This is a genomic window from Mucilaginibacter sp. P4_G9 (genome assembly GCF_056400985.1).
In genome coordinates this window covers 1-1,465 of sequence record NZ_JBFUKF010000731.1, presented here as the reverse complement: position 1 = coordinate 1,465, position 1,465 = coordinate 1, and the positions used below count along the sequence as shown (strand labels likewise).

2 protein-coding genes are annotated in these 1,465 nt (G+C 42.9%); one reads left to right on the top strand and one right to left on the bottom strand.

The genetic code is table 11. The annotated features are described in order from the left end of the window. On the top strand, positions 1–562 hold a 562-nt coding region (locus AC1DPZ_RS27145), incomplete at its 5' end, for an HAD hydrolase-like protein (RefSeq protein ID WP_477409384.1). Between the two features lie 294 nt (positions 563–856). On the opposite strand, the gene AC1DPZ_RS27140 is transcribed toward AC1DPZ_RS27145, so the two are convergent. Continuing rightward, positions 857–1,258 carry a MerC domain-containing protein gene (locus AC1DPZ_RS27140; protein ID WP_477409382.1) on the bottom strand — a complete coding sequence of 134 codons (402 nt, stop codon included), beginning with the start codon at positions 1,256–1,258 and terminating at the stop codon, positions 857–859. Positions 1,259–1,465: the final 207 nt, after the last annotated feature.

Sequence of the window (1,465 nt, the reverse complement as noted above, 5' to 3'; positions counted from 1 at the left end):
GGGTACACCCGATTCGGCACATTATATCGATAGCTCGGGTTTGCATACGTTACCGGTAAGCCAGATAAACGAGGACAATATTGATAAGGTAAACGCCCTGGTATTTTTAGACGACGAAGGCTTTGATTGGTTTGATGACCTGAACAAGGCAGTAAATATTTTACGCAAAAGAACCATACCTGCTATTGTAGCCAATACAGACCGGGCCTATCCACGAACCAAGCACGATGTATCCATTGCCGTTGGTGGTTTGGCCAGCATGATTGAAGCAATTGTTGGCAAAGAGTTTATCCGCTTTGGTAAACCCGATTCGCAGATGTTCATGTTTGCTTATGACCTGCTGCGCGAACAAAGGCCAATCAGCAAAAAAGATATAGTTATGGTTGGCGATACCCTGCAAACCGACATTTTAGGCGGCAATAAATTTGGGCTGGATACAGTCCTGGTGCTATCAGGTAATACCCTGCCTTTTGATGCCGAAAACCGGATAATTGCCACGGGCATTGTACCCACCTACATTTGCGATTCGGCAGTTGTAGAGTATGGAGAGTTTGGGTTTTAAATTCCAATCGCCATCCTGAGTGGTAAAATTTCGCGAAATTCTGAAAGGGGAATGACAGCGATTTAATCCCCAATGTCATGCCGAATTTGTTTCGGCACCCCACATGCTAAGTGTACTTCGTGCGGGTCACCTGTCCTGTGGGATCCTGAAACAAGTTCAGGATGACTACCGTTTTTCAACTTGTCATGGGTAGCCTGTCGAAGCATAGCGGGCAAAGGCCTATACGCGCGAGTCTTCGACAGGCTCAGACTGACAGGCCCTTACACCTTGAAAGTCGAACACGTCATGGGTAACTTATTTATAACGTGAAGGTTCATGCCTGCACGCACCCACATATCTATAATTCACATAATGTGCCAAAGCAATTGTTAGCCCTCCAACAGGCACAATAAAGCCCTCGGTTACCCCTGTTAAAAAAGTATGGCCTGTTATTATGATAAAAAAACCTGCAACCAATAAAATTAAGGGCATTGGCTTGCGATGATTGCGGAGGAAGGATAAACCTATCGAATACACGCCTATCAGCAGCGCCAAAACAATCATCCCCCACTCTATCCACGGGCGCGTTAAAAAGCCAAGGCCAATTAACGGCAGGCTGGTAAATAATAATGGCACTACCGCGCAATGAATGGCGCATACAGTTGAGGCTGTTATTCCAATACTATCCAACCGGGCAGAGCTTTTATGAAGATCCATGCTGCAAATATAAATCAAATGCAACAATATTGCTTTTAATATATGGTATTATTTTTGATTAATTAAATTAACATTGTTGTAACATATTTTTAATACAAGCGTCAATAAATTACTTTTGCAGACTATTACTATGATGAAACTGTGACACTGATAGCACTATACAAAATAAAACTTAACTGGCAAAATGCATTTGACACGAGTTTAAAG